The sequence below is a fragment of the Streptomyces sp. MspMP-M5 genome (assembly GCF_000373585.1).
GTDB lineage: Bacteria > Actinomycetota > Actinomycetes > Streptomycetales > Streptomycetaceae > Streptomyces.
Genome location: NZ_KB891888.1, coordinates 89,258 through 115,224 on the forward strand (window position 1 = coordinate 89,258; position 25,967 = coordinate 115,224).

At 72.7% G+C, this 25,967-nt stretch carries 23 protein-coding genes; 13 read left to right on the forward strand and 10 right to left on the reverse strand.

Annotated features, from left to right (window positions below):
- Positions 1 to 252: 252 nt before the first annotated feature.
- The 4 genes from B073_RS0116260 (at position 253) to B073_RS0116275 (ending at position 4,030) form a co-directional block, all read left to right on the forward strand.
- A complete protein-coding gene (locus B073_RS0116260; protein ID WP_018539148.1) occupies positions 253 to 915 on the forward strand; it encodes a class I SAM-dependent methyltransferase in 663 nt (220 codons plus the stop codon).
- A gap of 19 nt (positions 916 to 934) precedes the next feature.
- The gene (locus B073_RS0116265) at positions 935 to 1,858 is read left to right on the forward strand and encodes an N-acetylmuramoyl-L-alanine amidase (RefSeq protein ID WP_018539149.1); all 924 of its coding nucleotides are present in this window, start codon (positions 935 to 937) and stop codon (positions 1,856 to 1,858) included.
- A 186-nt stretch (positions 1,859 to 2,044) separates the two neighbouring features.
- Positions 2,045 to 2,848, forward strand: coding sequence for a DUF5336 domain-containing protein (locus tag B073_RS0116270; RefSeq protein WP_018539150.1), 804 nt, complete (start codon positions 2,045 to 2,047; stop codon positions 2,846 to 2,848).
- A gap of 171 nt (positions 2,849 to 3,019) precedes the next feature.
- Entirely contained in the window at positions 3,020 to 4,030 is a 1,011-nt protein-coding gene (locus B073_RS0116275) for an LLM class F420-dependent oxidoreductase (RefSeq protein ID WP_018539151.1), read from the forward strand.
- Between the two features lie 268 nt (positions 4,031 to 4,298).
- On the opposite strand, the gene B073_RS0116280 is transcribed toward B073_RS0116275, so the two are convergent.
- The 5 genes from B073_RS0116280 to B073_RS0116300 form a co-directional block, all read right to left on the reverse strand.
- Positions 4,299 to 5,099: a maleylpyruvate isomerase family mycothiol-dependent enzyme gene (locus B073_RS0116280; protein ID WP_018539152.1), complete on the reverse strand. Its 801-nt coding sequence runs from the start codon at positions 5,097 to 5,099 to the stop codon at positions 4,299 to 4,301.
- Between the two features lie 331 nt (positions 5,100 to 5,430).
- Positions 5,431 to 6,003, reverse strand: coding sequence for a hypothetical protein (locus B073_RS0116285; RefSeq protein WP_018539153.1), 573 nt, complete (start codon positions 6,001 to 6,003; stop codon positions 5,431 to 5,433).
- 108 nt (positions 6,004 to 6,111) lie between these two features.
- Positions 6,112 to 7,182 carry a prenyltransferase gene (locus B073_RS0116290; protein ID WP_026247441.1) on the reverse strand — a complete coding sequence of 357 codons (1,071 nt, stop codon included), beginning with the start codon at positions 7,180 to 7,182 and terminating at the stop codon, positions 6,112 to 6,114.
- On the reverse strand, positions 7,179 to 7,997 hold the full coding sequence (locus B073_RS0116295; RefSeq protein WP_018539155.1) for a class I SAM-dependent methyltransferase: 819 nt from the start codon (positions 7,995 to 7,997) through the stop codon (positions 7,179 to 7,181). Before B073_RS0116295 ends, B073_RS0116290 begins: the two co-directional genes overlap by 4 nt.
- Before the next feature lie 77 nt (positions 7,998 to 8,074).
- On the reverse strand, positions 8,075 to 9,436 hold the full coding sequence (locus B073_RS0116300) for a glycosyltransferase family 4 protein (protein ID WP_026247442.1): 1,362 nt from the start codon (positions 9,434 to 9,436) through the stop codon (positions 8,075 to 8,077).
- Positions 9,437 to 9,676: 240 nt separating this feature from the next.
- On the opposite strand from B073_RS0116300, the gene B073_RS0116305 reads away from it, so the two are divergent.
- Both B073_RS0116305 and B073_RS47160 read left to right on the forward strand, forming a co-directional pair.
- Entirely contained in the window at positions 9,677 to 10,306 is a 630-nt protein-coding gene (locus B073_RS0116305; protein WP_018539157.1) for a TetR family transcriptional regulator, read from the forward strand.
- A 1,110-nt stretch (positions 10,307 to 11,416) separates the two neighbouring features.
- A complete protein-coding gene (locus B073_RS47160; RefSeq protein WP_199788157.1) occupies positions 11,417 to 12,682 on the forward strand; it encodes a helix-turn-helix domain-containing protein in 1,266 nt (421 codons plus the stop codon).
- Between the two features lie 181 nt (positions 12,683 to 12,863).
- Here B073_RS47160 and B073_RS0116315 read toward each other — a convergent pair whose 3' ends face one another.
- Both B073_RS0116315 and B073_RS0116320 read right to left on the reverse strand, forming a co-directional pair.
- Positions 12,864 to 13,103, reverse strand: a complete 240-nt coding sequence (locus B073_RS0116315; RefSeq protein WP_018539159.1) for a ferredoxin — start codon at positions 13,101 to 13,103, stop codon at positions 12,864 to 12,866.
- A complete protein-coding gene (locus B073_RS0116320; RefSeq protein ID WP_018539160.1) occupies positions 13,103 to 14,554 on the reverse strand; it encodes an aldehyde dehydrogenase in 1,452 nt (483 codons plus the stop codon). The genes B073_RS0116315 and B073_RS0116320 overlap by 1 nt, the downstream gene beginning before the upstream one ends.
- Positions 14,555 to 14,791: 237 nt before the next feature.
- On the opposite strand from B073_RS0116320, the gene B073_RS0116325 reads away from it, so the two are divergent.
- From B073_RS0116325 to B073_RS0116350, 6 genes are all read left to right on the forward strand, one after another.
- Entirely contained in the window at positions 14,792 to 15,889 is a 1,098-nt protein-coding gene (locus tag B073_RS0116325; protein ID WP_018539161.1) for an MBL fold metallo-hydrolase, read from the forward strand.
- Positions 15,890 to 16,346: 457 nt separating this feature from the next.
- The gene (locus tag B073_RS0116330) at positions 16,347 to 17,684 is read left to right on the forward strand and encodes a prenyltransferase/squalene oxidase repeat-containing protein (protein ID WP_018539162.1); all 1,338 of its coding nucleotides are present in this window, start codon (positions 16,347 to 16,349) and stop codon (positions 17,682 to 17,684) included.
- On the forward strand, positions 17,681 to 18,391 hold the full coding sequence (locus tag B073_RS0116335) for an SCO2322 family protein (protein ID WP_018539163.1): 711 nt from the start codon (positions 17,681 to 17,683) through the stop codon (positions 18,389 to 18,391). The genes B073_RS0116330 and B073_RS0116335 overlap by 4 nt, the downstream gene beginning before the upstream one ends.
- Positions 18,388 to 19,656 (forward strand): CbiQ family ECF transporter T component, encoded by a 1,269-nt coding sequence (locus tag B073_RS40120; protein ID WP_202487326.1) that lies wholly within the window; start codon positions 18,388 to 18,390, stop codon positions 19,654 to 19,656. The genes B073_RS0116335 and B073_RS40120 overlap by 4 nt, the downstream gene beginning before the upstream one ends.
- Positions 19,653 to 21,317 carry an ABC transporter ATP-binding protein gene (locus tag B073_RS0116345; RefSeq protein ID WP_018539165.1) on the forward strand — a complete coding sequence of 555 codons (1,665 nt, stop codon included), beginning with the start codon at positions 19,653 to 19,655 and terminating at the stop codon, positions 21,315 to 21,317. The genes B073_RS40120 and B073_RS0116345 overlap by 4 nt, the downstream gene beginning before the upstream one ends.
- Positions 21,266 to 22,153: an ECF transporter S component gene (locus B073_RS0116350; protein ID WP_078508040.1), complete on the forward strand. Its 888-nt coding sequence runs from the start codon at positions 21,266 to 21,268 to the stop codon at positions 22,151 to 22,153. Before B073_RS0116345 ends, B073_RS0116350 begins: the two co-directional genes overlap by 52 nt.
- Before the next feature lie 336 nt (positions 22,154 to 22,489).
- On the opposite strand, the gene B073_RS0116355 is transcribed toward B073_RS0116350, so the two are convergent.
- A complete protein-coding gene (locus B073_RS0116355; RefSeq protein WP_018539167.1) occupies positions 22,490 to 23,659 on the reverse strand; it encodes a steroid 3-ketoacyl-CoA thiolase in 1,170 nt (389 codons plus the stop codon).
- A 281-nt stretch (positions 23,660 to 23,940) separates the two neighbouring features.
- Between B073_RS0116355 and B073_RS0116360 the strand changes: the two genes are divergently transcribed.
- The gene (locus B073_RS0116360; protein WP_018539168.1) at positions 23,941 to 25,173 is read left to right on the forward strand and encodes a cytochrome P450; all 1,233 of its coding nucleotides are present in this window, start codon (positions 23,941 to 23,943) and stop codon (positions 25,171 to 25,173) included.
- Here B073_RS0116360 and B073_RS0116365 read toward each other — a convergent pair.
- The gene (locus B073_RS0116365) at positions 25,145 to 25,525 is read right to left on the reverse strand and encodes a hypothetical protein (protein ID WP_026247444.1); all 381 of its coding nucleotides are present in this window, start codon (positions 25,523 to 25,525) and stop codon (positions 25,145 to 25,147) included. The genes B073_RS0116360 and B073_RS0116365 overlap by 29 nt on opposite strands.
- Positions 25,526 to 25,562: 37 nt before the next feature.
- The coding region (locus B073_RS0116370) for a cbb3-type cytochrome c oxidase subunit I (protein WP_026247445.1) at positions 25,563 to 25,967 on the reverse strand (405 nt) is incomplete at its 5' end.

Below are 25,967 nucleotides of genomic sequence, written 5' to 3' on the forward strand. Positions count from 1 at the left end.
CTCGCGGCGGTTTATCGACGGGCGGTGCCATGCGGGAATTCACGGCCTCGGAACGGCGGGACGCCGCCCCGGCGGCCGGCACGGGCTCGCGCCACCGGCCGCGTGACGATCGGTCGCGGTAACAGCCGCGGTATCGGCCGGGGAAACCGTCGCGGAAACGGAAAAGCGAACCCCCGTTCAGATATCCCCCGGCCATACGGCACGATCCTTACGAACCACCATCCCTCGGCCCGGCCTACCAGGAGGACCCCCATGACCGCCCCCACCGCCCCGACCGCCGTCCCCCGGCCGGAGATCCTCGCCGCGTTCGAGGCGGCGAAGGGCTTCATGCCGGTGGACGAGGGGCTCGCCCTGTACGCGGCGGCCGGTGCGGCGGCCGCGCTGGGGCTGCCGCTGGTGGAGATCGGCAGCTACTGCGGCCGTTCCACACTGCTGCTGGCCGAGGCGGCGCGGGCCGCCGGCGTGCCGGTCGTCACCGTGGACCACCACCGGGGCAGCGAGGAGCAGCAGCCCGGCTGGGAGTACCACGATCCGGAGGTCGTCGATCCGGTCGTCGGCCGGATGGACACCCTGCCCGCCTTCCGCCGCACCCTGCACGCCGCCGGCCTGGAGGAGCACGTGATCGCCGTGGTGGGCCGCTCGCCGCTGGCCGCGGCGCTGTGGCGGGCGCCGGCCGGGCTGGTCTTCATCGACGGCGGGCACACCGACGAGCACGCCACCGCCGACTACGAGGGCTGGGCCCCGCGCGTCGCGGAGGGCGGGCTGCTGGTGATCCACGACGTCTTCCCGGACCCGGCGGACGGCGGCCAGGCCCCGTACCGCATCTACCGGCGGGCCCTGGAGTCCGGTGCGTTCACGGAGGTTTCGGTCCACCGTTCGCTGCGGGTCCTGCGGCGCACCGGGGCCGGAATCTGAGGCGGCTACCATCGCGCAGGTGTCGAACGGCAGTACTTTCCCCCCGCCCCGCCGCTCGCGCGGCACCCTGCTGATCGTGCTGGCGGTGGTGGTCGCCGTCGGGGTGGGCGGCTGGCTGGTCTGGTGGCCGCCGGGCGGCGGCCGCTCCCCCGCCGATGCCGCCGCCTCCGGTTCGCCGGCGCCGGGCGGCCCCGGCCCGGACGGCGGCGGGGAGCGCCGCGACGGCGCCACGGGCGGCCCGGACGGCCCGGCCCCGTCCCACGGCCCGGACAGCCTCCGGGGGAAGACCGTGCTGCTCGACCCCGGACACAACCCGCACAACCGCGACCACACCCGGGAGATCGCCCGGCTCGTGGACATCGGCAACGACCGCAAGGAGTGCGACACCACCGGCACCGCCACCGACGACGGCTACGCCGAGGCGTCGTTCACGCTGGACGTCGCCCGGCGGGCCCGGGCGCTGCTCCGGGCGGAGGGTGCCCGGGTCGCCCTCACCCAGGACGGGGACCGGCCGTACGGGCCGTGTGTGGACGGGCGGGCCGCGGCGGGCAACGAGGTGCACGCCGACGCGGCGGTCTCCGTCCACGCCGACGGCTCAGTGCCGGGCAACCGGGGCTTCCACGTCATCCTCCCGGCGCGGGTCACCGCGGGCGCGGCCGACACCTCCCGGATCGTCGGGCCGTCGCGGGAACTGGGCGTGCGGCTGGCCGACAGGTTCGCGACGGTCACCGGAAGCGCGCGTTCCAATTACCTCGGCCACGGAACCGGGCTGGACACCCGCTCCGATCTCGGCGGTCTCAACCTCTCGGCGGTACCGAAGGTGTTCATCGAGTGCGGCAATATGCGCGATCCGAAGGACGCCGCGCAATTGACCGATGCACAGTGGCGGGAAAAGGCGGCCCGGGGTATCACGGAGGGCATTACGGACTTCTTGACGCGCTGAACGCGCTTCCGGCCCGCCGAACGGACTTACGGCCGGGGTCGGACCGATACCCAAGCGGCCCACAGGATTCGAGGATAGGTTCCCTTTACGATGGGGGGCCATCGCCGTGCCTCGCACCGCGCCAGCGACAGCGTCGACGCCCTCGCGAAGTCGACCAGGAACACGAAACCGACAAAGGACCTTTACGTGAACATCCGCTCCCTCAGTCGAGGCGACGGCGTGGTGATCGGAGCAGCGGTGCTGCTGTTGATCGCCTCGTTCCTCAGCCTCTCCGCCTACGGCGACGTGAACGCCTGGCAATCGCTGCAGCTGCTGATGAGCGTCTACCTGGCCGGCGTCATCGCGGCCGCGCTGATCGTCACGGCGCGGGCCCTGCCGCACCCCCGCAAGGTCGCCGGGCTGGAACTCGGTCAGTTCGGGGTGGCGCTCTCCGTGTTCGCCGCCTGGACCGCGTTCTGGGCGATCATCGACAGCCGGGGCGCGGGCGCGGGCCTGATCCTCGGCCTGATCGCGGCACTGGCCCAGGCGGGCGCCGCGGTGGCCACCCCGCTCGTCCCGGCGCTGAAGGTGGCTCTGGTCGGCGCCCCTCGCCCGCAGGTCAGCAGCCCGTACGGCGCCGGCACCGGCACCCAGGGCTACGGCTACCCGGGCGCCCAGCAGCAGGGCGGCTACGGCTACCCCGGCGGGCAGCAGCCCGGCCAGGGCTACGGCGGCCAGCCGGCCGCGGCCGGGGACCCCGGGGCCACGGCCGGCGGTGCGACGGGCGCCGCCCCGGCGGCCGGCGGCCCGGCGGACTTCGCCCCGTTCTGGTTCGCGGTGCCGGTGCCCCGCCCGCTGTACGGCGAGGACGGCTCGCCGTCGCCGATCGCCGAACTGGCGCCCGGCACCTGGTACCTCGCGGTGGAGCAGCGCGGTGCCGCGCTGATCGCGCAGACCCAGGACGGCCGACGCGGCATCCTTCAGGACACCACCGGCATCCAGCGCGGCTGACGCCGCCGCCCCCGCGGTCCTGTCGCGGCCTCACGGGCCGGTCCGGCCCCTCGCCCCTGCGGGCGGGGGGCCGTTGCCATGTCCGCGGCAGCGCCGTACAGTGCGCGGACCCGCTGCTGACACCTCGTCAACCAGTGGGCCGGCAACCGGTCGTCGACGGAGGGCGGGCCCATGCGACTCGGTCTGGCACTCGGCTACTGGGGCCGCGGCCCCGACCCCCGGCACCTCGAACTCGCCCAAGAGGCCGAGCGGCTGGGCTACGACTCGGTGTGGACCGCGGAGGCGTGGGGCTCCGACGCGTTCACCGCGCTCACCTGGATCGCCGCGCACACCTCGCGCATCAAACTGGGCACCGGCATCGCCCAGATGGCCGCCCGCACGCCCACCGCCACCGCGATGCACGCGCTCACCCTGGACCATCTCTCCGGCGGGCGGGTGCTGCTGGGGCTGGGGCTGTCCGGGCCGCAGGTCGTGGAGGGCTGGTACGGGCGGCCGTTCCCCAAGAGCCCGCTGACCGCCACCCGGGAATACGTGGACGTGATCCGCCAAGTACTGGCCCGCAAGGGGCCGGTGACGGTGGACGGACGCTTCCACCCACACCCCTACCAGGGCCCGGACGGCACCGGCCTGGGCAAGCCGCTGAAGCCCATCACCCACCCGCTGCGGGCGGACCTGCCGATCCTGCTGGGCGCCGAGGGCCCCCGGAACATCGCCCAGACCACGCGGATCGCGGACGGCTGGCTGCCGCTGTACTGGTCGCCGTACCGCACCGAGGTCTACCGGGAGTCGCTGGCCCACGCCCCGGAGGGCTTTCTGGTCGCGCCCATGGCACGGGCCGTGGTCTGCGACGACGTCGCCGAGGGGCTGCTGCCGGTCAAGGCGATGCTCGGCTTCTACATCGGCGGGATGGGACACGCGGCCAGGAACTTCCACGCCGACCTGATGGCCCGGATGGGCTTCGAGGAGGAGGCCCGGCGGGTCCAGCGGCTCTTCCTCGAAGGCCGCAAGGAGGAGGCCGTACTGGCCGTCCCGGATGCCTTCGCCGACGAGATCTCGCTGGTGGGGCCGCGGGAGCGGATCGCCGAGCGGCTGGCGGCGTGGCGGGCGGGGCCGGTGACGGACCTGTTGGTGACGGCGACGGATGTGGGGACGTTGCGGGTGTTGGCGTCCCTGGGCCTTTAGCCGTTGCGCCTGGCGGCTCGGCCTCGTCGTACGTGGTCGGGTGCCCCGCCGTGGCCGCCTGACGGCGGGGTGTTGTCCGCTGCGCGGGGCTGTTGGGTGCGATATCCGCTGCGCGGGGCTGTCGGGTGCGGTGACGGGTCGGAGGGGCGGGGGTGTGCCGGACTGCTTCGCTTTACGTCCGGCACACCCCCGCCCCTCCGACCCGTCACCTCCCGTGGGTGGTCATGAAAGACGGGTGAGTGGGGGCTCAGGTCAGTGGTCCGGTGGGTCAGGCGAAGGAGGCGTAGGTCAGCCAGCGGTCGAAGAGGGAGCGGTCGCCCAGCACCTCGATTCCGTCATCGGCGGGACGTCGACGGTAGACGGCCAGGAGGAGGTCCGTGAGGGGGGCGCGGAGGGCGACGGCGGCCTTCTCGTGGGCGCGGCGGTGGGTGAAGTGTTCGCCGGTCAGGTCCAGGAGCCATTCGGCGTGCAGGGCGGGCGGGGTGTCGGTGGCGTGCAGGTGGAGGGTGCGGCCGGGGCCGAAGAGGTCCTCGGCGCGGTCGGCCCAGCGCTCCGCCACGGCGGGCGACGCGCACAGTTCGAGCCACTCGTCCAGGCAGTCGGCGGCGATCTCCGGCGGGACCTCGTAGGCGGCGCCGGTGGTGAGCGCGGCGTCGGCGCGGTGGATCACCGTCTCGTGGACCATCCGGCGGGCCCAGAAACCGGCCCGGTTGTCGCCCGCCCAGGACCACACGGGGGCGTCGGGGCCGGCCTCGCGGAGGGCCGCGACGGTGCGTTCGGCGCCCTCGGCCAGCCAGGCGTCGAACGCCTCGGGGGTGGCCTCGGCAGGGCCGCCGGCGCCCGCGACGGTCGTCGGGTCGATCATGGCGGTGGCGCGGGTGGCGACCAGTTCGCCGGCCCAGCGGTGTGCACCGCCGACGTGCCGGGCGAGGTCGGCCAGGGTCCAGTCGGGGCAGGTCGGCACCTTTGCCGTGAGGTCCCCGTGACGGACGATTTCCCTGAACTTCTCGGATTCCACGAGCAGTTGGGCGCAGTATTCCTCGTGAGCGAGGGAGCCTTGGAACGTCATGTGTCGCACAATAGTGCGACCCAGCTCGGTTCCACCAACCCGCACCAGCCCACCGACACCCGCCCCAACCGGCCTGGAATCCTCCCACCCACGGGAGGGGACGGGCCGGAGGGGCAGGGGTGTGCCGGACGTAAAGCGAAGCAGTCCGGCACACCCCTGCCCAGGAGGCCCGTCACCGCACCCGACAGCCCCGCGCAGCGGACAAGCAACGCCCGCGAAGCGGGCCGGTAAACGCGCCGTCAGGCGCAACGGCAAGCGCCGCCAGGCGCAAAACGGCGAACCCCCACGGCGGGAAAGCCGACAACGTGGGAAGCAAAGCCAAGCGCAGCGACTAGCCGCCCAATTGCGAGGCGCTCGGCACCTGGTCCTTCACCTCGGCGCCGTTCTTCTTTCCGACGTCCTTGACGTTGCCGATGACGTTCTGGAACTGGTTGACGTCGGCGGTGCCGGCCTCGCCCTTGCGGAGCTTGGTGCCGAGGTTCTTCAGGGAGTCGATGCCCCTGTCGAGCGGGGCCAGGGCCTTGGAGAGCGTCGGGTCGCCCTGGGCGTTGCGTACCGCGGCCTTGAGCCGGTTGTAGGTGAAGACCCCGGCCAGGCCCGCCTTGACCAGTGCGGTCTTGCGGTGCTTGGCGCCCTTCTGGAAGCCGCCGGCGCGGAACGGCTTGACGATCCACTGGTAGGTGGCGCCGGCCGCGAGCCCGGCGTTGGTCACGAAGCGGGTCTTGGCGAACTTCTGCTTCTCGGCGGAGCTGGTGGGGCTGGGCGAGGCGGAGGCGCCGCCCGCGTTCTTCTTCGAGCCGCCGCAGGCGACGGCGCCCAGGGCGAGGGTGCAGGCCAGCAGCAGCGCGACCGCGGCCCGGTGCAGGGCGGCGCGGTCGCGGCGGGGGGACGGCGGAAGGGGCACGGCGCGCCTCCGGCGGGCTCGGGTCGGCTGGGGGAACTCGTCCGCAGCCTGCCCCGCCCGCCGGAGGGCCGCCACCGGGAAACGGCCGGACGGGGGGCCGGAAGCGCCCTAGCGGCAGCAGTCCGGGGCCAGGCCGGTCGGCAGACGTTCGCCGCCGAAGACCGAGGTGGTGGCCTCGTCGCCGCCCAGCGCGGCCACCGCGAGCAGCAGTGAACCGGCCGTCCAGGACGTCTGCTCCTGTGGCCAGATCGCCTCGTCCTCGAAGACGTAGCCGGTCCAGTACATGCCGTTCTCGGCGCGCAGGTGCCGGATCCACTTCAGGATCTCGACGGCCCGGTCGGACTCCCCCATCGCCCAGAGCGTCAGCGCCAGTTCCGCGCTCTCGCCGCCGGTGACCCAGGGGTTGGGCACCACGCAGCGCACGCCCAGGCCGGGGACGACGAAGCGGTCCCAGTCCGCGTCGATCCGCTCCCGGGCCGCCGCGCCGCGCACCGCGCCGCCCAGCACCGGGTAGTACCAGTCCATGGAGTAGCGGGACTTGTCGAGGAACCGCTCGGGGTGGTGGCGTATCGCGTGGCCGAGGCGGCCGAGGGCCAGCTCCCAGTCGGGCTGCGGCTCCTCGTACTGCTCGGCCAGGGCCAGGGCGCAGCGCAGCGCCTGGTAGACGGAGGACGAGCCGGTCAGCAGCGCGTCGCGGACGGGGGTGCCGTCGTCCTCGCGCTTCCAGCCGATCTCGCCGCCGGGCTGCTGGAGTTCGAGGACGTACTCGATCGACGAGTGGACCGCGGGCCACATCCGGTCGAGGAAGGTCTCGTCGCCGGTGGACAGGTAGTGGTGCCAGGCGCCGACGGCGAGGTAGGCGCAGAAGTTGCTCTCCCGGCCGCGGTCGGTGGGGGCGTCCGGGTCGCCGTCGGCGTAGGCGGCGTACCAGGAGCCGTCCGGGTTCTGGTGCCGGACCAGCCAGTCGTAGGCGGCCTCGGCGCGCTCGTGCTCGCCGGCGGCGTCCAGCGCCATGGCGGCCTCGGTGTGGTCCCACGGGTCGAGGTGGTGGCCGCGGAACCACGGGATGGCGCCGTCCGTGCGCTGGGTCGCCAGGATGCCCGCGACGGTGCGGGCGGCCTGTTCGGCGGTGAGCACGCCGGGGAGGACGAGCCGTTCGGTACGCCCGGGACTCGTCACTTGGCGGCCCCGCGGGCGGCGGTGCGCTGGGCGGCGGACTTGGTGGTGCGCTTGGCGGCGGTCTTCCTCGGCTCCGGCACGGGCTCGGGCTCCGGCTCGGGAAGGTGCGGCTTGGTGGCGTAGGCGACGAAGCTCTTGCCGATGAGCGGGTTGAGGGCCTGCTCGGCGAGGCGGGTGGCCAGCGGCTTCTTCATGATGTCCCAGACCAGCAGCTTGTGGTACGCCTTCACCGGCAGCGCCCGGTCGTTGTCCACACCGAAGGCGCACTTCAGCCACCAGTAGGGGCTGTGCAGCCCGTGCGCGTGGTGGGTGCCGTACGGCTCCAGGCCGGCCTCGCGCATCTTGCCGAGGAGTTCGTCGCCGCGGTAGATGCGGATGTGGCCGCCCTCGACCTCGTGGTAGGCGTCGGAGAGCGCCCAGCAGACCTTCTCCGGGCCGTAGCGCGGCACGGTGACCGCGATCCGGCCGCCGGGGCGCAGCACCCGGACCATCTCGGCGAGCACGCCCTTGTCGTCGGGGATGTGCTCCATCACCTCGGAGATGATCACGACGTCGAAGCTCTCGTCGGGGAACGGCAGCGCCAGCGCGTCGCCCTCCATGGCGGTGGCGGAGGCGCCCGCCGGGGCCTCGCCGGCCTCCTTCATCGCGGCGAACCACCTGGCGACCTCGCGGATCTCCTCGCCGTTCCGGTCCAGGGCGACGACCTGCGCGCCGCGCCGGTAGCACTCGAAGGCGTGCCGGCCCGCGCCGCAGCCCAGGTCGAGCACGCGGTCGCCGGGGGCGAGCGGGAAACGGGAAAAGTCGACGGTCAGCACGGCGTTTACGCTTTCGTCCGGCGGTCAGGGTCGGGGGAGGTACGGCGTGGACTGCGGATGGGGCGGCATGGTGCGGGTCACCGGCGGCCGGCGACCGTCGCGGCGGTGGCGTGGCCGGCCTGGCGGGCGATGGCCTCGCGGTAGCGGTCGGCGGTGCCGAGGGCGGCCTGCCGCCAGGTGAAGCGGGCCAGCACCCGCTCCCGGCCGGCCGCGCCCAGCCGGCGGCGGAGCTGCTCGTCGCCCAGCAGCCGGAGCAGGCCGGCGGCGAGCGCCCCGGCGTCGCCCGGCGGCACCGCGAGGCAGGTCTCGCCGTCCGGCCCGGCCACCTCGGGGATGGCGCCGCCGGTGGTGGCCAGCAGCGGGGTGCCGGTGGCCATCGCCTCGGCCGCGGGCAGCGAGAAGCCCTCGTAGAGGGAGGGGACGCAGGCGATCTGGGCGCCGCGCACCAGGTCGACGAGTTCGGCGTCGGTGATGCCCTTGACGAACTCGATGGCGCCGGCCAGACCGAGCCGTTCGATGGCGGCGGCCACCGGCCCGTCGTCGGCCCGCTTGCCGACCACGACGAGATGCGCGTCGGGCTGCTCGGTGCGCACCTTGGCCAGCGCCTCGACGAGGTGGACCAGTCCCTTGAGGGGGACGTCCGCGCTGGAGGTGGTGACGATCCGGCCGGGCACCTCGGGGACGGACGGGTCCGGGGAGAAGAGGTCGGTGTCGGCGCCGATGGGGACGACGTGGATCCGGCCGGGGTGGACGCCGAGGTCGTCGACGATCTCCTGGCGGGAGGAGCCGGAGACGGTCAGGACCGACGGCAGCCGCCGGGCCACCCGCTTCTGCATGCGGGTGAAGCCGTACCAGCGGCGGACCGAGAGGCGGCGCTTCCAGTCCTGCGCGGCGGCCAGGTCGAGCCGCCGGTCGACGGTGATGGGGTGGTGGATCGTGGTGACCAGCGGCGCGCCGAGCGCGCCGGGGCCGCCGAGCAGGCCGTAGCCGAGGGTCTGGTTGTCGTGGACGACGTCGAACCGGCCGCGGTGGGCGGCGAGATGGCGCCGGGCGCGGAGGGAGAAGGTCAGTGGTTCGGGGAAGCCGCCGGTCCACATGGTGGCGACTTCGAGGCCGTCGATCCAGTCGCGGAACTCGTCGCGGCCGGGGGTGCGGAACGGGTCGGGCTGGCGGTAGAGGTCGAGGCTGGGCAGCTCGGTCAGCGTCACGCCCTCGTCGAGGACGGGGTAGGGCTGGGCGCCGATGACCTCGACGGTGTGGCCGAGGCGGGCCAGTTCGCGGGAGAGGTGGCGGACGTAGACGCCCTGTCCGCCGCAGAAGGGGTTCCCCTTGTACGTGAGCATGGCGATTCTCAGGGGACGCTCACCGCCCGTCGGGGCGGAGGCCGAGGGGGTCTCCGCCGGGCGGGGCGCGGCTGCCTGGACGGCCTCTGCGGTCACGCACGGCCCCCTTCTCACTGGACTTTCGCCGGAGCGTAACCGCTGGCGGTAATCTAGAACAAGTTTCAGAACTGCAAAGCTACTGATCAGTTCACCGAGTTTCGAATCTACCGGCCGGGAACGGAGCGAAAAGAGCCGCACCAGGTGATTCGCGCCACGGCACGGCCCCTGCCATGCTGTGCCGATCACGCACCACCGGCACTCGCCGCATCGCGGAGGGAAAGCCACGGAATGGGACACATGACTACGGAATCCAAGGCGGCCGGGCCGGCGCTTCCGGCGAGTCCTCCCCTGACGGAGCGCCAGGAGGCCCGGCGCCGCCGCATCCTGCACACCAGCGCCAGGCTGGCCGGCCGCGGCGGCTTCGACGCGGTCCAGATGCGCGAGGTCGCCGAGTCCTCCGGCGTCGCCCTCGGCACCCTCTACCGCTACTTCCCGTCCAAGGTGCACCTGCTCGTCGCCACCATGCAGGACCAGCTCCAGCACATGCACGAGACGCTGCGCAAGCGCCCCCCGTCGGAGGAGGACCCCGGCGCCCGGGTCGCCCAGACCCTGATGCGGGCCTTCCGCGCGCTACAGCGCGAACCGCACCTGGCGGACGCCATGGTGCGCGCACTGACCTTCGCCGACCGCTCCGTCAGCCCCGAGGTGGACACCGTCTCCCGGCTGACCACCGCGATCATCCTCGACGCGATGGGGCTGGACGGCCCGCCGACCCCGGAACAGCTCTCCGCGGTCCGCGTCATCGAGCACACCTGGCACTCGGCACTGATCACCTGGCTCTCCGGACGCGCCTCGATCGCCCAGGTGAAAATCGACATCGAAACGGTCTGCCGCCTGATCGATGTGACGGCTCCGGAGGGGCGTTAACCCTCCCCGCTTTCGTCGTCAGCTCCCCCCTCTCTCGCCGTTAACTCTCCCCGCTCTCGTCGTTAACTCTCCCCGCTTTCTGGGTAGTTGGCCCGCAAGGGGCCCTCCCGTCCCCTACGGGATCCCTCTCCCCACCCCTTACGGGCCCCGCCCCTCCACACCTTGCTCGAACCTGGCCGAGCCCCATTCCGGCCAGGCCCCGTAGAACGCTCACCGGGGCGGAGTCATCGCGCTACTCCCCAGGTGTCACCTGCCGCCCCTTTTCACGGCACAGGGCACACGGCTCCTTGCACGGAGGCAGCGGATCGCCGGGTGGCACGTAGATGACGCCCTCCCCCGTCGCCACCAACGGCGGTCGCAGCTCCGGCGGTCTCAACTTGGCCCGCTCGCTCACGACTTCGCGTTCCGTACGTGAGGGTGTCGACGCATCTCGATATTGCGGTCGATCACCGTCGTCCTGTCCCCGACGGAACGCGCCACCGCACGCTGCTCGGCCAGGGCGGCGCACACGTCGCACCCGGCGACCGGCTCGGGCTCCGGCATCGGAAACGGGTCCGGCAGGTGAACGGGACGACAGCTCCGGGGCATCAACTCACCTCCTCCACACCGTGAATCCAGCGCGGCCCAGCGTCGATGCCGTGCACGGCGAGCCACAGAGCACGGCGCCGCCCACACTGCAACCGTCGCTCCTTTCGCTGCCGTCGCTCCTCGGGAGTCAGGACGTACGGGCGGATCAGCGGTACGTCCTCACCACACAGCGCCCCCGAGTGCTTGGAGGGCACGCGGGGAGGAACGGGTGTCGCCGCGTCCTCGCACCCCGCTTCAGGTGATGCATCGGCGGACCGATGCCGCCCTCCTGCGGGCAGTAACACCCGCAACAGCAGTTCGAAGAGCCGCGCGCTATGTTGGCGCATGTCGTCAACCTCCTAGCGGTTGATGGCCATGCCCCCGGACCGACGCACATCGGTTGCGGGGGTCTTCCGTGCCCACCAACCTTCCGCCGTGGCGGTGCGGCCGTAAGCCCACGGTGGGTCACCCACCATGGATGTGCCGTCGGGTGACGGGACGTAGCATGGGCAGTAACCATCATTTGGCTACCCGGAGTTGGTCATGAGGCCATCAACTGCGATCCCGACAGAGGTACTGGCTCGGAGTGATGTCCGAGAAGCCATCGAGGCACACGACTTCGGCCAGCTCTTCTACCTCGTTCGAAAATGGGCCGGGATCAGCTACAACCGAATCGCGGAAGCGTGCGACATCAAGTCTTCCCGTATCAGCGAACTCGCGCGGGGCGAGGGGGCGATTACCACGCTGACGAAAATCGAGAAGGTAGCTGACGCCTTTCGCATCCCAGGATATTCACTAAGGCTCGCACCCAGACCCTGGGAATCGTCACCGGAAGCCGCTTGTGTATTTCCTGGCCACACTCCACCGCGACACGTCCCGATTTTTTCGGACGAAGCGAGAGGCGATAAATACGTCGAGGCGATTCGCGAAACCTCGCGCAGGCTAGTTGCTCTCGACAATGACCTCAACGGCCTTCCCATTGCAGCCACTGCGGCGCGGGCATTCAAGGCCGTGCATCGCCGCCTCGGCAGTGGCGAACCCGAGCCGAAGTACGAGCGAGACATTCAGGCCGCAGCTGCAGAATTGGCAGAGGTTGCAGGATGGGCTCTATTTGACGCGGAGGAATACGAAGCAGCGCACCGTTTCAATCAGCAAGCACTCTTCCTTGCGCGAATGTCGGGAGATCGGACCATCGAACTCCTGATTCTCCAAAATATGGGCATGCAGTCCGGGTGGCTGGGGCGGCCACGGGAAGAGATGGCCATTGCCCGATCCATCCTCGATCGAGGAAACTTGTCGCCGCGCGTTGAAGCCATCTTCAGAACGCGTGAGGCCAACGGCCTATTCGCATCGGGGCGAATGACGGAAGCCGCCAGAGAATTCGCTCGTGCGCGCGCCCTCATCGAAGAGGGCACGAGGAACAGCGACCCCTCCTGGGCCTGGTGGATCAGCATTAAAGAAATCAATGGCCATGAAGCTGCCGGCTTTCAGAATTCGGGCAATTGGAGCTCCGCCATCTCGCTGCTTCAGGAGAATCTGCACTGCCAAAACGGCCCACGAGTTGGGTATCAGAGCATGTCATCTGCAAGGCTCCTCGGTTCTTTCCTCGAAGAGAAGGCGTGGCTGGAAGCAGGGGAATTGCTGGAATCCATCATTCCCACTGTTTCCGAGATCGGTTCGGTGCGCACGCGGAATCTACTGAGGGGAACCGTCGCAATCGGGGAGAGGAAAGCGAAGATTCCTGAGAGCCTTCGGGACGCCCTCCACGGAGTAAGCGAGGCCATGCAGGAGGATCCGTACACGCTATGAGGCAGGAACGAACTGCCGTCGGCGCCCGAGCATGACACTGCGACGGCTGCGTTCTCCGGAGTCGGGACTGACAGCCCGACCCGGGCCCCCAGCCCCAACGGCCCCCTCCGGCGCGGAGGGTGGCGTCGGGACTGGGGGCGACCGCAGACAGCCACGGTCCCCGCCCGTCCCTCGCCTCCGCTCACTCCTCCGGTGGGAACACCGGCTCCCCGCTGTCCGCCGTGGTGATCGTGATCGCCTCCACCGGGCAGCTCTCGGCGGCCGCCAGGACGGTGTCCGCGGGCTCGGTCTCCGGCTCGACGGGGTGCGACTGCCGCGCCGCGTCCAGGCGGAACCGCTCCGGCGCGGTCCCGGCGCACAGTCCCGAGCCGATGCAGACGCCCCGGTCCACCGCCACCCGCCAGCGCTCCGGCTCCGCCATCAGGCACCCGCCGGCAGGTGGATCATCTTGTGCTCCAGGTATTCGGCGAACCCCTCGGGGCCGAACTCCCGCCCGATGCCGGAGTTCTTGTAGCCGCCGAACGGCCCCAGCATGTCGATGCTGAAGGTGTTCACCGAGTACGTCCCGGTGCGCACCCGCCGGGCGATGTCGATGCCGTGCTCGACGTCGGCCGTCCACACCGAGCCCGACAGCCCGTACTCGGAGTCGTCGGCGATCCGCACCGCCTCCTCCTCGTCCCCGTAGGGCAGCAGGCAGATCACCGGGCCGAAGATCTCCTCCCGGGCGATCCGCATACCGTTGTCGACGTCGCCGAAGAGCGTCGGCTCGACGTACCAGCCGGTCGGCTGCCCCGTCGGACGGCCGCCGCCCGCCAGCACCTTGGCGCCCTCCTGCTGCCCCAGCGCGATGTAGTCCAGCGAACGCTGCTGCTGGCGGCGGGCGACCAACGGCCCGAGTTCGGTGGCCGGATCCAGCGGGTCGCCGACGGTCAGCGCGCCCGCCGCCGCGGCGAACCGCTCGGCGATCTCGTCGTAACGGCTGCGCGGGGCGAGGATCCGGGTCTGCGCCACGCACGCCTGCCCGTTGATCATCCAGGCGAACGGCGCGATCCCGGCCACCGCCGCGTCCAGGTCCGCGTCCGGCAGGATCACCGCGGCGGACTTGCCGCCCAGCTCCAGCGTGACCCGGCTGAGGTTGCGGGCCGCGACCTCCATGACCCGCCTGCCGGCCGCCACCGACCCGGTGAACGAGACCTTGTCCACGCCCGGGTGGCCGACCAGGTACTCGCTGACCTCCCGGTCGGCCGGCAGGATCGACAGCACCCCCTCCGGCAGCCCGGCCTCGGTCACGATCTCCGCCAGCAGATATGCGTCCAGCGGCGTCTCCGGCGAGACCTTCAGCACCACCGAGCACCCGGCCAGCAGCGCCGGCGCGAGCTTGGCGGCGGCGGTGAACTGCGGGACGTTCCACGGCACCACGGCCGCGACCACGCCCACCGGCTCCCGGCGCACCAGCAGCGGTCCCAGCGCCCCGGCCCGGCGCTCCTCGAACGGGAAGTCCCGGGCCACCGTGAGCGCCGCGTCCCACACCATCATCGCGGCCAGCGACTGGACCATGACGCCCGAGGTGACCGGTGTCCCGTTCTGCGCGCCGATGACCCGGGCGAACTCCTCGCTGCGCACCGCGAAGGCGTCCTTGATCCGGCTCACCACCGCGATCCGCTCCGCCAGCGGGGCATCGGCCCACACACCGGACGCGAAGGAGGCGCGGGCCGCGGCCACCGCCCGGTCGACGTCGGCCCGCGCGGCGTGCGGGACGCGGCCGATGACCCGTTCGGTGTGTGGTGAGACGACCTCGATCGTGTCCGGTCCGGCCGGGTCGACCAACTCACCGCCTATGTAGAGCTTTCCGTGTTCGACGAGGTCGCTCATGCTGCCGCCTCCCGACGGTCTCGACGGATGACGCTCTCGACGGATGACGTTTCCGTCGGTTCGCACCTGACGAACTGTCAGGAGACGCCTCCGCAGAACTGATACCAGTTCTACTCCACGGAGTCCACGCCCAGCGGCCGAATGCCAACTCCCATGACGCCAAGGTGCGTTCAGCTGGCACTGAAACTCGTTCTAGTTATAGTTGAGGGCACAACGGCACCGGAGGGGGCGCGATCCATGGCACCGCAGGTGATCGACCACAGGGGCGGGGTGTGGAGCATCGCCGTCCCCATCCCCGACAACCCGCTCGGCCACACCCTCGTCCACCTCCTGGAGACCGACCGCGGCCCGGTCCTCGTCGACACCGGCTGGGACGACCCGGACTCCTGGGACGCCCTCACCGCCGGCATCACCGCCTGCGGCTTCGCCCCGGCCGAGCTCCACGGCGTGGTGATCACCCACCACCACCCCGACCACCACGGCCTGTCCGCCAAGGTGCGGGAGACCTCCGGCGCCTGGGTCGCCATGCACGCCGCGGACGCCGCGGTGGTCCGGCGCACCCGCGAGGCGGAGCCCGGCCGGTGGCTGGACCACCTGCTCGCCACGCTCACCGCGGCCGGGGCGCCGGACGACCACCTGGAGCCGCTGCGGGCCGCCCGCGCCGCCGGACGCGGCGGACGGGTGCCCGGCCGGCGGGCCGCACTGCCCGACCGCGCCATCGAACCGGGCGAGCTCCTGGACCTCCCCGGCCGCCGCCTCCGCGCGATCTGGACGCCGGGCCACACCCCCGGCCATGTCTGCCTCCACCTGGAGGAGGCCCACCCCGCCCTCGCAGACGGCCCCCGCGACGGCCCCCGCCCGGACGCCGCCCGCCCCGCCGGCTTCGGCCGGCTCTTCTCCGGCGACCACCTCCTCCCCGGCATCACCCCGCACATCGGCCTGTACGAGGACCCCGAGGACGTCGCCGCCGACCTGCCCGACCGGGGCGATCCGCTCGGCGACTACCTCGGCTCGCTCGAACGGATCGCCCGCCTCGCGCCGGCGGAGGTGCTGCCGGCCCACCAGCACGCGTTCCCGGACGCCGCGGGCCGCGTCCGGGAGTTGCTCGCCCACCACGAGGAGCGCCTGGCCGGCCTGCGCGCGCTGCTCCACGAGCCGCTCACCTCCTGGCAGCTCGCCACGTCGATGCAGTGGAACCGACCCTGGAACGACATCCCGCCGGCCTCCCGCACCATCGCGGTCTCCGAGGCCGAGGCGCACCTCCGCCACCTGGTCAAACGCGGCCAGGTCGAGACGGTGCCCGGCGCGGACCCGGTCCGGTACGTAGCCGTTTAGGCGGATTTGTTGGGTCGTTCCGGCCCCGTCTGCGGGCCGTGGCGGCGTCGGCCGCGGGCGTGACCGCGAGGCGGCGCGTTCCCCCTCCGGAGTTAAAGTGTGCGGGACAACTTCATCCCGTACCCGATCGGGGAAAGCCGGTGGAAATCCGGCGCTGGCCCTCCCCCAAGCTCTCGACTTCGTTCGAGCCCCGGGGGGCGCCCCCATCCGTGACTCCGGCCGCCCGGCGCGACCGGACCAGCCGGAGCACCCGGTAGGGCACGACAAGGCTCCCGCCACCGGAACCGCCGCCCCTGCGGACGGCCGGTGCGCGGCACCGTCGAGGTTTACGGAGCTGAGCCCGGTGCCACCGTGCCGCACGCCGCGCGTGCCGCGCGGGCGGTCGACCGAGCCCGGCTCTGCTTCGTAGCCCGCCGCGACTCCGACCGACCCGAGAGGCACCCACCCGATGGCCCGTATGGCCCCCACCGCTTCCCAGGCCGCCGCGCCGCAGCCGCACTCCGCCGCTCCCCGGGCGCGCCGCGCCGCCACGGCGCTGGCCGCCGCGGCGACCGCCGCCGTGCTGGCCGGTGCCGCGGCCCCCGTCGCGTACGCCGACGGCCCGGCGGCGCCGCAGCCCACGCAGCAGAAGCTGCCCAAGGGCCTGTACGGCACCAAGGACCCGCAGTACGACGGTGTGTGGCGGCAGTCGCTGGCGCTGGTGGCGCAGCACACGGTGGGGGTCCGCCCGGCGGCGTCCGCGGTGGACTGGCTGGCGGGGCAGCAGTGCGCCGACGGCGCGTTCGCCGCGTACCGGCCGGAGCCGGGCAAGGCGTGCGACGCGGCCACGATGCGGGACACCAACCAGACCGCCGCCGCGATCCAGGCGCTGACCGCGCTCGGCGGACACGGCGACGCGGTGCGCAAGGCCGTGACGTGGCTGAAGTCCGTCCAGCACGAGGACGGCGGCTGGAGCTCGATGCCCGGTGGCCAGGGCGGTGAGGCGAGCGACGCCAACTCCACCGCGGTGGTCATCGGCGCGCTCGCGGCGGCCGGTGAGAAACCGGAGTCGGTGACGGCGAAGGGCGGCAAGTCGCCGTACGACGCGCTGCTGTCGTTCCGGCTCGGGTGCGACGCGAAGGAGGCCGAGCGCGGGGCGTTCACCTTCCAGCTGAAGAACGCCGCGCCGAACGCCGACGCGACCGCGGCCGCGGTCACCGGGGCCCTGGGCAAGGGCTTCGTCGTGGCGCCGGCGGGCAAGGACGCGGACCGGCCGGTCAAGGCGCCGGACTGTGCGAAGGACGCGGTGCGGGGCAGCGGCGCGGACGCCCGGACGGCGGCCGCGGACGGCGGCGCGAGCTGGCTCGTCGGACAGCTGGACGCCGGCGGGCAGCATCTGCGGTCCGCGATGCCGGGCGCCGAGCAGCAGCCCGACGTGGGCAACACCGCGGACGCGGTGGTCGCGCTGGCGGCCGGCGGACACGGCACGGCCGCCCGGCAGCCGCTGGCGTGGCTGGAGAAGAACGCCGGGGCCTGGGCGAAGCAGAACGGCCCGGCCGCGTACGCCCAGCTGATCCTCGCCGCGCACGCCACCGGCGCCGACCCGCGGGCCTTCGGCGGCACCGACCTGGTGAGCGCGCTCGACGCCACCGGGCCCGCGCCGGCCGCGAGCGCCGCGCCGTCGCCGGCCGCGGACAAGGGCACTTCGGACGGCGGCGGCATCGGCCTGTGGTGGGTGATCGGTGTCGGGCTGGCCGTCGGCGCCGGCATCGGCTTCCTGATCAGCGGCCGCAACAAGAACAAGAACGCGCTGTGAACATACTGCGGCACGGTTGGACCCGGCGGGCCGTCGGCGGGCTGCTGCTGGCGGGGGCGGTGACGGGTCTCGGGGCCGGGCCCGCCCAGGCGCAGCAGTACCGCTACTGGTCCTTCTGGGACGGCGGCCCGAACACCGGCGGCAAGAGCGCCGCGTGGGGGTACGCCACGGAGGGGCCCGGCACCGCGCGGCCGGCCGACGGGGCCGTTGTCGGCTTCCGTTTCTCGGTGAGCGCGGACTCCGCCAAGGCGGCCGGCCCGCGCACCGCCCCGGACTTCGCCGCGCTCTGCGGTACGACCCCGGCCCGGTCCGGGGACAAGCGGGTCGGTGTGGTGATCGACTTCGGTTCCGCGGCGGACGCCCCGCCCGGTGAGCATCCGCCGGCCGGGCGCACCGGCTGTGCCCGGGTGCCCGCGGACGCCCCGGCCGGCGAGGCGCTGGCCGCGGTCGCCAAGCCGCTGCGCTACGACGCCGATGCGCTGCTGTGCGGGATCGCGGGCTATCCGCGGTCCGGGTGCGCGGAGCAGGTGGACGGGAGCGGGGCGCAGCCGACGGCAACGGCGACGGCAACGGCACGGCGCGGTGCCGGCGGTGCCGCGGGCGGGGACGACGGCGGGGGCCCGTCGGCCGGTGTGGTCGGCGGGATCGGGGCCGTGGTCGTACTGGGCGCGGCCGGCGTGTGGCAGGCGCGCCGGCGGCGCGGATGAGGGCCCCGCGCGCCACCCGCAGTACCGCGCTGCACGCGGGCGCCTGGTGGGTGTGGGCGCTCGGCCTGGCGACCGCGGCGTCCCGGACCACCAATCCGCTGCTGCTGGGGCTGCTGGCGGGGGTGGCCGGCTACGTCGTGGCGGCGCGCCGGACCGACGCGCCGTGGGCCCGGTCGTACGGCGCGTTCGTCAAGCTCGGGCTGGTGGTGCTGGGCGTCCGGCTGGTCTTCGCGTTCGTGCTGGGTTCGCCGATCCCCGGTACCCACACCCTGGTGACGCTGCCCGAACTCCCCCTTCCCGACTGGGCGAAGGGCGTCCGGGTGGGGGGCCGGGTGACGGCGGAGGGGATGGTCTTCGCGCTGTACGACGGGTTGAAGCTGGCCACCTTGCTGATCTGTGTGGGCGCCGCCAACGCGCTCGCCAATCCGGCCCGGTTGCTGAAGTCGCTGCCCGGTGCGCTGTACGAGGCGGGGGTGGCGGTGGTGGTCGCGATGACCTTTGCGCCGAACCTGGTGGCGGACGTACAGCGGCTGCGGGCGGCCCGGCGGCTGCGCGGCCGCCCGGACCGCGGTGTCGCGGCGCTGTTGCAGGTGGGGCTGCCGGTACTGGAGGGCGCGCTGGAGCGGTCGGTGGCGCTGGCCGCGGCCATGGACGCACGCGGCTACGGGCGGACGGCCCAGGTGCCGCCCGCCGTACGGCGGTTGACGTCGGTGCTGACCCTGGGCGGGCTGCTCGGGGTGTGCGCGGGGACGTACGGGCTGTTGGGCGATTCCGGGGGCGGCTACGGGCTGCCGCTGCTGGCGGTCGGTCTGGCGGCGGCGCTGGCCGGGCTGTGGCTGGGCGGCCGCCGGTCGGTGCGGACCCGCTACCGGCCCGAGGCGTGGGGCGTCCGGGCGTGGCTGGTGTCCGGTTCGGGGGTCGCGGTCGCGGCGCTGATGATCGCGGCGAACGGCTATGCGCCGGGGGCCCTGCATCCGCCGGCGGTGCCGCTGACCGCGCCGGTGCTGCCGCTGTGGCCGGCGCTGTCGCTGCTGGTGGGGTTGGTACCGGCGGTGGTTGCGCCGGCACCGGGGCCCACTCGGGGCGCAGCCCGCGGATCGGACCCGGCGGCCCGCTCGGCCACCGCTGTCCCTCCCCCTCGTACCTCCCGTACATCTCATCCCTCCCCTACGTCTCGTCCCGCCCGTACAGCTGACCCCTCCCGTACGTCTCAGCCCTCCCGCCCCTCCGATTCCGGCCCGTGCACGAAGGAGTCCGCCCAGTGATCCGCTTCGAGGAGGTCTCGGTCACCTATGGGGATGCCGCCGCGCCGGCCGTCCAGGGGGTCGACCTGACCGTGCCCGAGGGGGAGCTGTGCCTCCTCGTCGGCCCGTCCGGGGTCGGCAAGTCGACGCTGCTGAACGCCGTGTGCGGGCTGGTGCCGCACTTCACCGGCGGCACCCTGCGCGGCCGGGTCACCGTCGACGGGCGGGACACCCGCACCCATCCGCCGCGTGAACTGGCCGATGTGGTCGGGACGGTGGGCCAGGACCCGCTGGCGCACTTCGTCACCGACACCGTCGAGGACGAACTGGCCTACGGCATGGAGTCGCTGGGGCTCGCCCCGGACGTGATGCGCCGCCGGGTCGAGGAGACCCTGGACCTGCTGGGCCTGGCCGAGCTGCGGGACCGGGCCGTCCGCACGCTGTCCGGCGGGCAGATGCAGCGGGTGGCGATCGGTTCGGTGCTGACGACCCATCCCAAGGTCCTGGTGCTGGACGAGCCGACGTCGGCACTGGACCCGGCGGCCGCCGAGGAGGTGCTGGCGGTGCTGCAGCGGCTGGTGCACGACCTGGGGACGACGGTGCTGATGGCCGAACACCGGCTGGAGCGGGTGGTGCAGTACGCGGACCAGGTGATCCTGCTGCCGGGGCCCGGCGCGGCCCCGGTGATGGGCGATCCGGCCGGCATGATGGCCGCTTCGCCCGTACGGCCGCCGGTGGTCGAGCTGGGCCGGCTGGCCGGCTGGGCACCGCTGCCGCTGTCGGTGCGGGACGCCCGCCGGAAGGCGACCCCGCTGCGGGAGCGGCTGTCGGCGGTGGCCGCGCCGGCTCCCGGACCGGCGGCCGGGCCGGGAGCCGGACCCGGCGGCGGACCGGGAGCCGAACCGGGGGCGGGCGCGGAGCCGGTCGCCGCGGTCGTGGGTCTCGGCGTCCACCGGGACCGCACTCCGGTGCTGCACGGCGTCGGGCTGACCGTCCGGCCCGGTGAGACCGTCGCCCTGATGGGACGCAACGGTGCCGGCAAGTCCACGCTGCTGCGCACGCTGGTCGGGATGCATCCGCCGTCGGCGGGGTCGGTGCGGGTCGGGGGCGCCGCCCCGCACAAGGCCCGGCCGCGGGAGCTGCTGCGCCGGGTCGGGCTGGTGCCGCAGGAGCCGCGGGACCTGCTGTCGGCCGACACCGTGGCGGCGGAGTGCACCGCGGCGGACCGGGACGCGGACGCACCCGCCGGGAGCTGCCGCAAGCTCGTCGCGCGGCTGCTGCCCGGGGTGCCGGACGCGGCCCACCCGCGGGATCTGTCCGAGGGACAGCGGCTGGCGCTGGCACTGGCGGTCGTACTGACCGCCCGTCCGCCACTGCTGCTGCTCGACGAGCCCACCCGCGGCCTGGACTACGCGGCCAAGGCCCGGCTGGTCGAGGTGGTGCGGGGGCTGGCCGCCGAGGGTCAGGCGTGCGTGCTGGCCACCCACGATGTGGAGCTGGCCGCCGAACTCGCCCACCGAGTGGTGATCCTGGCGGACGGGGAGGTCGTCGCGGACGGTCCGACCGAGGACGTGGTGGTCTCCTCCCCGGCGTTCGCGCCGCAGGTCGCCAAGGTGCTGGCGCCGCTGCCGTGGCTGACCGTCGCGCAGGTGGCCCGTTCCCTGGAAGGGGCCTCGGCGTGACGGCGCCGGCCCGGCGGGTGCGTGCGGTGCGGCTCGGTCCGCGGTCGGTCGCCGCGCTGTGTCTGGTGTCGGCGAGCGGTGTGGTGGCCTTCGGCTGGCCGTTGCTGGCTGGTTCGGCCTCCGGGCTCGCGCATTCGCAGGACGCTCCGTGGCTGTTCGCCGCGCTGTTGCCGCTGCTGCTGGCGGTGGTGGTGGCCACCATCGCCGACAGCGGCCTGGATGCCAAGGCGATCGCGATGCTCGGGGTGCTGGCCGCGGCGGGCGCGGCGTTGCGGCCGCTGGGCGCGGGGACCGCGGGGATCGAGCCGATGTTCTTCCTGATGGTGCTGTCGGGGCGGGTGCTGGGGCCCGGTTTCGGTTTTGTGCTGGGGTCGGTGGCGATGTTCGCCTCGGCGCTGCTGACGGGCGGTGTCGGACCATGGATGCCGTTCCAGATGCTGTCGATGGGCTGGGTGTCGATGGGGGCGGGGCTACTGCCGGGGCCCGACCGGGTCCGGGGCCGGCGCGAGCTGCTCCTGCTGGCGGGGTACGGAGCGGTGGCGTCGGTCGGCTACGGCCTGGTGATGAACCTCCAGGGCTGGCCGTACATCGGCGGGCTGGCGTCCGGGGTGTCGTTCGTGCCGGGCGATCCACTCTCCGCCAACCTGACGCGCTATCTGGCGTACTGCCTGGCGACGTCTCTGGGGTGGGACCTGCCGCGGGCGGTGGTCACCGTCGTGCTCACGCTGACGCTCGGCGGCACGGTGCTGAAGGCGCTGCGGCGGGCGACGCGCCGGGCGGCGTTCGAGGCACCGGTGGCGTTCGTGGACCCGGCCGGGCCGGCGGGACGGTCCTGACGGACCCGCGCGGGAGCCGGGCGGCGCGGCCGGGATCACCGCCTGCACCACCGGCGGGGCGGCGGTACGGGCAGCGGTACGGGCGGCGACAGTACGGGTGACGGCGGGATGGGACGCGTGGTGCGGAGTGGTCTTCTTCATGGCTCCGACGCTACGGCGGCCCGGCCCGCCGCGGCATGCGGGTCGACCCCCAACTCCCTCGGGGTTTCCCCCAGTTCCACTCTCAGGGCCCGGCCGGGCGACCGTGCGCCGGGCGGCCGGGCGCCCCTCCGGCCGGGCAACCGTGCAACCGACCGGCCCCGGCAGGGGACGCCCCTCCGCCCGCCCCCGCCGACGCTACAGCCGCTGAATGATCGTCCCCGTCGCCAGCGCCCCGCCCGCGCACATGGTGATCAGGGCGAACTCCTTGTCCCGGCGCTCCAGTTCGTGCAGGGCCGTGGTGAGGAGGCGGGCGCCGGTGGCACCGACCGGGTGGCCCAGGGCGATGGCGCCGCCGTTGACGTTGACCTTCTCCAGGTCCTGGTCGAAGACCTGCGCCCAGGAGAGCACCACGGAGGCGAACGCCTCGTTGATCTCGACCAGGTCGATGTCCCTCAGCGACATCCCGGCCTTGCCCAGGACGGCCCGGGTGGCGTCGATCGGCCCGTCGAGGTGGAAGTGCGGGTCGGAGCCGACGAGCGCCTGGGCGACGATGCGGGCCCGGGGCCGCAGCCGGAGGGCGCGGGCCATCTTCTTGGAGGCCCACAGCAGGGCGGCGGCGCCGTCGGAGATCTGCGAGGAGTTGCCGGCGGTGTGGACGGCGGTGGGCATCACCGGCTTGAGGCCGGCGAGGGCCTCCATGTCGGTGTCGCGCAGGCCCTCGTCGCGGTCGACCAGCCGCCACATGCCCTGGCCGGCGGCCTGTTCGTCCTCGGTGGTGGGGACCTGGACGGCGAAGGTCTCCCGTTTGAAACGCTCCTCGGCCCAGGCGGTGGCGGCCCGCTCCTGGGAGAGCAGGCCGAGCGTGTCGACGTTCTCGCGGGTCAGTCCCCGGTGGCGGGCGATCCGCTCGGCGGCCTCGAACTGGTTGGGCAGATCGACGTTCCACTCGTCGGGCCAGGGTTTGCCGGGGCCGTGCTTGGAGCCGCTGCCGAGCGGGACGCGGGACATCGCCTCGACGCCGCAGCCGATACCGATGTCGATGACACCGCCCGCGATCATGTTGGCGACCATGTGGTTGGCCTGCTGGGAGGAGCCGCACTGGCAGTCCACGGTGGTGGCGGCGGTCTCGTAGGGCAGGCCCATGGTGAGCCAGGCGTTGCGGGCGGGGTTCATGGACTGCTCGCCGGCGTGGGTGACGGTGCCGCCGACGATCTGTTCCACGCAGTCGGGCTGGATGCCGGTGCGGGCGAGGAGTTCGCGGTACGTCTCACCCAGGAGGTAGGCGGGGTGGAGGTTGGCGAGCGCGCCCTGGCGCCGGCCGATGGGGGTGCGTACTGCTTCGACGATGACGGGTTCCGCGGCCATGACTCAACTCGTCCTCTCCTCGCGTCCGCGGGCGTCCCGGCGCCCACGGAGGGAAGAACTAGTACGCGTTCTAGTTCCGCGAACAGTCTCTTGAGCGGTTCGGTGCGGCGCAAGAGGGCTGCAGGCCACTTGTGCACAAGTGGCGTTGCCATGACCCTTGCCACTTGTAGAACTCGTTACTACCTTCACCGCGACCTGCATCTGATGGGCCGTCAGCCAAGCTGTTGGCCGGACGACGGTGCCGTCAGGGCGTCCCACGTCAGCTGGACCAGGAGTCGCCGATGCACTGCCCCGCGCTGCCCGAAGGGTTCGACTTCACCGACCCCGACGTCTACCAGTCCCGGGTCCCGCTCCCGGAGTTCGCCCGGCTGCGCCGGACCGCGCCGGTGTGGTGGAACGCCCAGCCACACGGCATCGCCGGCTTCGACGACGACGGCTACTGGGTCGTCACCCGCCATCCGGACGTCAAGGAGGTCTCCACCAAACCGGAGGTGTTCTCGGCCAATCTCAACACCTCGATCATCCGGTTCAATCCGACCATCTCCCGGGACCAGATCGAGGTCCAGAAGCTGATCATGCTGAACATGGACCCGCCGGAGCACACCCGGGTCCGCCAGATCGTCCAGCGCGGCTTCACCCCGCGGGCCATCCGCGCCCTGGAGGAGGCACTGCGCCGGCGCGCCGGGCACATCGTCGAGGAGGCCCGGCACAAGGGCTCCGGCGACTTCGTCACCGACGTCGCCTGCGAACTCCCCCTCCAGGCGATCGCCGAGCTCATCGGCGTCCCGCAGGAGGACCGGGCCCGGATCTTCGAGTGGTCGAACAAGATGATCGCCTACGACGACCCGGAACTGGCCATCACCGAGGAGGTCGGCACCAACGCGGCCATGGAGCTGATCTCGTACGCGATGAACCTCGCCGTGGCCCGCAAGGAGTGCCCGGCCAAGGACATCGTCAGCCGGCTGGTGGCGGCCGAGCACGAGGGGAACCTCGGCTCCGACGAGTTCGGGTTCTTCGTGCTGCTGCTGGCGGTGGCCGGCAACGAGACCACCCGCAACGCCATCACCCACGGCATGCACGCCTTCCTCACCCACCCCGACCAGTGGGAGCTCTACAAGCGCGAGCGCCCGGCGACCGCCGCCGAGGAGATCGTGCGGTGGGCGACCCCGGTGGTCTCCTTCCAGCGCACCGCCACCCAGGACACCGAGTTGGGCGGCGCGCACATCAGGAAGGGCCAGCGGGTCGGGATCTTCTACTCCTCCGCCAACCACGACCCTTCAGTCTTCGACCGGCCCGACGTCTTCGACATCACCCGCGATCCCAACCCCCATCTGGGCTTCGGCGGCGGCGGTCCGCACTTCTGCCTGGGCAAGTCCCTGGCCGTGCTGGAGATCGACCTGATCTTCAACGCCCTCGCGGACGCCGTGCCCGGCATCTCGCTGGCCGGTGACCCACGCCGGCTGCGCTCCGCCTGGCTCAACGGGGTCAAGGAACTCCAGGTGCGCTACCGCTGAGGGTGAGTACCGCCAGGGTGAGCACCTCGACGGCGCCGACGCCGAGCAATGCGGCCACCATGCGGCGCCGCAGCCTGCGGTAGACGTCCTCGTACTCGGTCCGCAGGGCGGCACTGCGGACCGCGACGCGCTCGCAGTAGGAACGGGACTGCGCGCGCTGCTCCCGGCAGTACTGGCGGACGACGTCCGCACGCTGGGACGCGGTGAGCCAGGGCAGCCGGGCGCAGAATTCCTCCGCCCGGCTGCGGGCCCGCTCTTCTTCCGCCGCCCACAGCAGATAACCCTCGATCTCATTGATCGCCGCCGCCATCGGGCGATTCTCTCCCCCGCCGTTCTCGTCGGCCCTGGGCATTTCCTGCTCCCTCACGACTCCCTCACCGTCGATTTCCTCACCGTTCGATCGCGGCCGCGACATCGGGGTGGTGCAGATCGAACGCCGGGGATTCGGAGCGAATGCGCGGCAGGGTGCGGAAGTTGTGCCGCGGCGGCGGGCAGGAGGTCGCCCACTCCAGCGAGCGGCCATATCCCCACGGGTCGTCCACCACGATCTTCTCGCCGTACTTGGCGGTCTTCCAGACGTTGTAGAAGAACGGCAGGATCGACAGGCCCAGCAGGAACGAGAAGAGAGACGAGACGGTGTTGAGCGTGGTGAAGCCGTCGGCGGCGAGATAGTCGGGAATGCGGCGCAGCATTCCTTTCGCGCCGAGCCAGTGCTGGACGAGGAACGTGCCGTGGAAGCCGATGAACAGCGTCCAGAACGTGATCTTGCCCAGCCGCTCGTCCAGCATCTTGCC

Excerpts from the sequence above, each read along its gene's own strand:
- B073_RS0116260 (WP_018539148.1), top strand. The coding sequence starts at position 253 with ATGACCGCCCCCACCGCCCCGACCGCCGTCCCCCGGCCGGAGATCCTC.
- B073_RS0116275 (WP_018539151.1), top strand. The coding sequence starts at position 3,020 with ATGCGACTCGGTCTGGCACTCGGCTACTGGGGCCGCGGCCCCGACCCC.
- B073_RS0116280 (WP_018539152.1), bottom strand. The coding sequence starts at position 5,099 with ATGACGTTCCAAGGCTCCCTCGCTCACGAGGAATACTGCGCCCAACTG.
- B073_RS0116305 (WP_018539157.1), top strand. The coding sequence starts at position 9,677 with ATGACTACGGAATCCAAGGCGGCCGGGCCGGCGCTTCCGGCGAGTCCT.
- B073_RS47160 (WP_199788157.1), top strand. The coding sequence starts at position 11,417 with ATGAGGCCATCAACTGCGATCCCGACAGAGGTACTGGCTCGGAGTGAT.
- B073_RS0116315 (WP_018539159.1), bottom strand. The coding sequence starts at position 13,103 with ATGGCGGAGCCGGAGCGCTGGCGGGTGGCGGTGGACCGGGGCGTCTGC.
- B073_RS0116320 (WP_018539160.1), bottom strand. The coding sequence starts at position 14,554 with ATGAGCGACCTCGTCGAACACGGAAAGCTCTACATAGGCGGTGAGTTG.
- B073_RS0116325 (WP_018539161.1), top strand. The coding sequence starts at position 14,792 with ATGGCACCGCAGGTGATCGACCACAGGGGCGGGGTGTGGAGCATCGCC.
- B073_RS0116330 (WP_018539162.1), top strand. The coding sequence starts at position 16,347 with ATGGCCCCCACCGCTTCCCAGGCCGCCGCGCCGCAGCCGCACTCCGCC.
- B073_RS40120 (WP_202487326.1), top strand. The coding sequence starts at position 18,388 with ATGAGGGCCCCGCGCGCCACCCGCAGTACCGCGCTGCACGCGGGCGCC.
- B073_RS0116355 (WP_018539167.1), bottom strand. The coding sequence starts at position 23,659 with ATGGCCGCGGAACCCGTCATCGTCGAAGCAGTACGCACCCCCATCGGC.
- B073_RS0116360 (WP_018539168.1), top strand. The coding sequence starts at position 23,941 with ATGCACTGCCCCGCGCTGCCCGAAGGGTTCGACTTCACCGACCCCGAC.
- B073_RS0116365 (WP_026247444.1), bottom strand. The coding sequence starts at position 25,525 with ATGCCCAGGGCCGACGAGAACGGCGGGGGAGAGAATCGCCCGATGGCG.